Source organism: Ginsengibacter sp. (assembly GCF_057362405.1).
Window position 1 is genome coordinate 1 of record NZ_JBMQQG010000274.1, and the last position, 4,779, is coordinate 4,779.

The 4,779-nt window shown below is 40.0% G+C and carries 4 protein-coding genes; all 4 read left to right on the forward strand.

What is annotated here, in order from left to right; translation table 11 throughout:
* The first annotated feature begins 41 nt into the window (after positions 1 to 41).
* Positions 42 to 329 (forward strand): hypothetical protein, encoded by a 288-nt coding sequence (locus ACO1O5_RS22680; protein WP_486274381.1) that lies wholly within the window; start codon positions 42 to 44, stop codon positions 327 to 329.
* A 30-nt stretch (positions 330 to 359) separates the two neighbouring features.
* The gene (locus tag ACO1O5_RS22685; RefSeq protein WP_486274383.1) at positions 360 to 2,657 is read left to right on the forward strand and encodes an MGH1-like glycoside hydrolase domain-containing protein; all 2,298 of its coding nucleotides are present in this window, start codon (positions 360 to 362) and stop codon (positions 2,655 to 2,657) included.
* A 135-nt stretch (positions 2,658 to 2,792) separates the two neighbouring features.
* Positions 2,793 to 3,101 (forward strand): DUF6660 family protein, encoded by a 309-nt coding sequence (locus tag ACO1O5_RS22690; RefSeq protein ID WP_486274385.1) that lies wholly within the window; start codon positions 2,793 to 2,795, stop codon positions 3,099 to 3,101.
* 43 nt (positions 3,102 to 3,144) lie between these two features.
* The coding region (locus ACO1O5_RS22695) for a TonB-dependent receptor (RefSeq protein WP_486274387.1) at positions 3,145 to 4,779 on the forward strand (1,635 nt) is incomplete at its 3' end.

Consider the following 4,779-nt stretch of genomic DNA (forward strand, 5'->3'; position numbering starts at 1 on the left):
GAATGATCTGTTTATTCAAATTTTAAAGTGATAAATAAATCATGTCCGATATCATAGAAAGTGAACGATTGAACCAATCTAACAACAACAAAAACTGGAAAAAGTGGGGGCCTTATTTATCTGACCGTCAATGGGGTACGGTTAGGGAAGATTACAGCGTAAATGGAAACGCATGGAACTACGTCAATCACGACCTTGCCCGTAGTTATACCTATCGATGGGGCGAAGAGGGCATTGCAGGCTTTTGCGATGCGGACCAGATTTTATGCCTGGCTCCCGCGTTCTGGAACGGAAAAGATACCATTTTAAAAGAGCGGCTTTTTGGATAAACTAATGGAGAGGGCAATCACGGGGAGGATGTGAAAGAACTTTACTTTCACCTCGATTCATCACCTACTTATTCATACTGCAAATTCCTTTATAAATATCCTCACGCCGCTTTTCCCTACCTGGACCTTGTAGAGAAAAACCGGAAAGACCGGTTAAGCCCGGAGTATGAATTGTTAGATACAGGTGCGTTTGAGGGTGACCGTTATTTTGATTGTTTTATTGAATATGCAAAAGACGCAACGGACGACATCCTGATGAAGATTACCGTGTACAACCGAGGTCCCGAAGCTGCCACCATCCACGTGCTGCCACATCTCTGGTTTCGCAATTTCTGGAAACACAATGCCCGTTTTAGCAGGCCCGAAATTATTTCGATTTCAGCCAATTGCCTGCAGACGATCTCCTCCCGCAACGGCAGTTATTTCCTGCATCACCAGGGAGGTGAGCAATTGTTTTGTGATAACGAAACAAACAACCAGCGGATGTATAACCGGAAAAATGAATTTCCCTTTGTTAAGGATGGTATCAATAACCATGTTGTAAATAAGGAGAGCACCGTTAACCCGCAAAAGGAAGGAACCAAAGCCGCCATCTGGTTCAGGGAAAGAATTAAACCGGAAGAATCGAAAGTATTTAAAATAAGATTGTGCAAACAGCAAATGGAAGAGCCCTGGGCCGACTTTGACGATATTTTTTCTAAACGTCTTTCAGAAGCCAATCAATATTATGATCACCTTGCGCCAAAAAAATTATCGCCGTCACACAAGGCGTTGCTTAGAAGTTCCGTGAGCGGGTTAATGTGGACCAAGCAATTTTATTATCTCGATGTGTTTAAATGGTTGTTTGGCGAGCCCGGCGACAACCAACCTAACCGTTACCATACCCGAAATTATGACTGGCAACATCTTACGTGCCGCAACATAATTTCCATGCCCGATAAATGGGAATACCCGTGGTTTGCAGCGTGGGACCTGGCTTTTCATGCAACCACGCTGGTTCATGTTGATCCTTACTTTGCCAAGCAGCAGTTATCGGTTGTTCTTCGGGAATATTATATGCATCCTAACGGCCAAATTCCGGCCTACGAATGGAATTTCAGCGACGTCAATCCGCCCGTGCATGCCTGGAGTGTTTGGTATGTATACCAGGCCGATAAGAAAAAAACAGGTGTATCGGACTGGGACTTCCTGGAAAGGGCGTTTCAAAAGTTATTGATGAACTTCACCTGGTGGGTGAATCAAAAAGATGCTAACGGTACTGACGTATTCGAAGGTGGCTTTCTTGGGCTGGATAACATAGGCGTCTTCGACAGGAACCACATGCCGCCCGGTATTAAAAAATTGCAGCAGGCCGATGCAACCAGTTGGATGGCCATGTATGCCATTAATATGCTGAGCATATCGCTGGAACTGGCCCAGCATAACCCCGCTTACGAAGAATCGGCGGCAAAGTTTTTCAGGCACTTCTTAAATATCGGCTGGGCCATGCATCACATGGGTAAAAAAGATATTTCGCTTTGGGACGACGAGGATGCATTTTATTACGATGCTATACAATTTGAAAATGGTACGAGCCAACGTTTGAAAATCCGTTCTATGGTGGGCATTATTCCATTACTTGCTGTTGAAATTATCCATGGAAGTGTTTTTAAAAATCTGCGGCAATTTAATACCCGGCTGCAGGTAATAAAACTTACCCGGCCCGATTTAACACGCATCATTTCAGGTATCCAAAACAAGAATAAAGATGGTAATTATTTATTTGCTATCATGATAGACGACAGGCTCGAACACCTGCTGAAAAGGTTGTTGGACGAGGCTGAGTTTTTATCAGATTACGGCATACGTTCCCTGTCGAGAAGCTATAAAGATCAGCCTTATGTTTTTGGCTACCAGGGCAACAACTATAGCATTCAATATGAGCCGGGAGAAAGCTGCAGCTCCATGTTTGGTGGTAATTCCAACTGGCGCGGGCCCATCTGGCTGCCATTAAATTATTTAATTATTTCGTCGCTTAGAAAATATTACGAATACTACGGCGATAAGTATATGTATGAATTTCCGGCCCGGTCAGGAAATAAGTTGAACCTGAAACAAATTGCCAACCAGCTAACCCGGAGAATTTTAAAGATCTTCGAAATAAATGATATTGGAAAATATCAATATCATGCTGCCCATCATTCGGTTTGGTCAGAAGAATATTTTAAAGAGCATCATCTCTTCTATGAATTTTTTCATGGCGATACCGGGCAGGGGCTGGGCGCTTCTCACCAAACCGGTTGGACCGCTTTAATAGTAAATCTATTGCTGGAGATGGATGAAGATTAAGATGGGAGTTTACGATTCCTGAATTTTCTCTTTGCTCCCCGAAACAGTTTCATTACAGTGCCGGGTACGAAAAAAAAATAGAAAAGTTGTATCACCGTAAACCATCAACCCGACACAAGACTTATATTTGCGACGGTGAAAATATTTGCGCTCATATTCTCATTCTATATTTTGTTCCTCTCAACTGTTCCATGTTGTGTGATTGACAATTGCAAAGATGAAACCCAACAAACCGGGACTGCAAGTAAGCATGAACATGATGACGGTTGCCAAAACTGTTCGCCTTTTACTTTATGTGGTCATTGCGTTGGCTTTACTTTAGTAGCAAACAGCTTTCAGGTTAACACACCGCAATCTTTGACACCGCCGACTTTTTCAGGCTACCTTCAGTCATATCTTCCTCAATACATTTCTTCTTTTTGGCAACCGCCAAGATTAGGCTGACCTGTTTATTATTGACGCAGTATTTATAAGTCTAATTAAAATAATGAAATCTATATTTATTTTTTGCATAGCTATGCTATGTGGTTTCAGCATATACGCCCAGCATACATTTAAAGCAATTATTAAGGATGGAGAAAAAAATCCATTGCAAGGAGCAACGGTAAGTATTAAAACCCTTAATAAATCTGCAATTGCAGACAGTAATGGAACTATTACAATTAAAAACATACCTGCAGGAAAATTCGAAATTATATTTTCTCATGTTGGTTTTGAGGAAAAAGTCATTCTCTTTGAGTTTGCACCTGGCAATGATAATACCTTGGAAATTGAACTGAAAGAAACAGAACATGAAGAAAATGAAGTGGTAGTTACATCAACAAGAACAAGCCGTTCTATTGCTAATATTCCTACAAGAATAGAAACTATATCGGGAGAAGAACTGGAAGAGAAAGGAAATATGAAACCAGGAGATATAAGAATGATGCTTAATGAAAGCACCGGCATTCAAACACAACAAACTTCTGCAACAAGTTACAACAGCAGCATACGCATACAAGGGCTTGACGGAAAATATACGCAAATCATTCGTGATGGATTCCCTTTGTATTCAGGCTTTTCAGGTGGTTTGGGTTTACTGCAAATAGTTCCGCTCGATTTAAAGCAGGTGGAAGTAATTAAAGGCAGTTCATCTACACTGTATGGTGGCGGCGCAATTGCAGGGCTGGTAAACCTTGTTTCAAAAACGCCAAAAGAAGAAAGAGAATTAAATTTTCTTGTAAACGGAACACCAGCGGCGGGGCTTGATGCAAGTGGTTTCTATTCTCAAAAGTTTAAGAAGGCAGGAACAACAATATTTGCATCATACAATCATGGCACAGCTTATGATCCTGCAAACATTGGCTTAACAGCGATTCCAAAATCTGACCGATATACTTTTAATCCAAAATTATTTTTCTACTTTAATAAAAACACAACTGCAAACTTTGGTATAAATGCAACTTATGAAAACCGCATTGGCGGCGACATTAAATACATTGAAGGGAAAGGCGACAGCACACATTCATACTTTGAAAAAAATATAACCAATCGGTACAGCACACAATTATCTTTTGAACATATATTAAATGATAAAGCAAAATTCATTTTCAAAAACAGTCTGAGTTATTACAACCGTTCTATTCAAATTCCCGGTTACTTATTTTCAGGAGTGCAACTTTCATCTTACAGTGAAATAGATTTTAATTACAGAAAAGAAAAACTGGAATGGATTAGCGGAATAAATTTTCTTACTGATAAATTTACTCAAGACAAACACGACACCATTATCCCCGTTAATTACAATCAAAATACAATTGGTGCATTTATACAAAATACATGGAATGCATCAAAAATTCTTACACTTGAAACAGGCTTGCGTGGCGACTTTCAAAATGATTATGGATTTTTTATTTTACCACGGCTTTCTGCCTTATTCAAAATAAATAATCATTTCACTTCAAGAATTGGCGGAGGTTTAGGTTATAAAGTTCCAAATGTTTTTACCGAAGATGCTGAAAGAATACAATTTAAAAACGTGTTGCCGATTGATATTAAAAACAGGGATGCTGAAAAATCTTATGGAGCCAACTTCGATATTAATTATCATACCGGTTTATTCAGCCATAAAGTTTCGTTTAGC

What these genes read in the sequence shown, in the direction of transcription:
- ACO1O5_RS22680 (WP_486274381.1), top strand. Translation starts at nt 42, where the DNA reads ATGTCCGATATCATAGAAAGTGAACGATTGAACCAATCTAACAACAAC.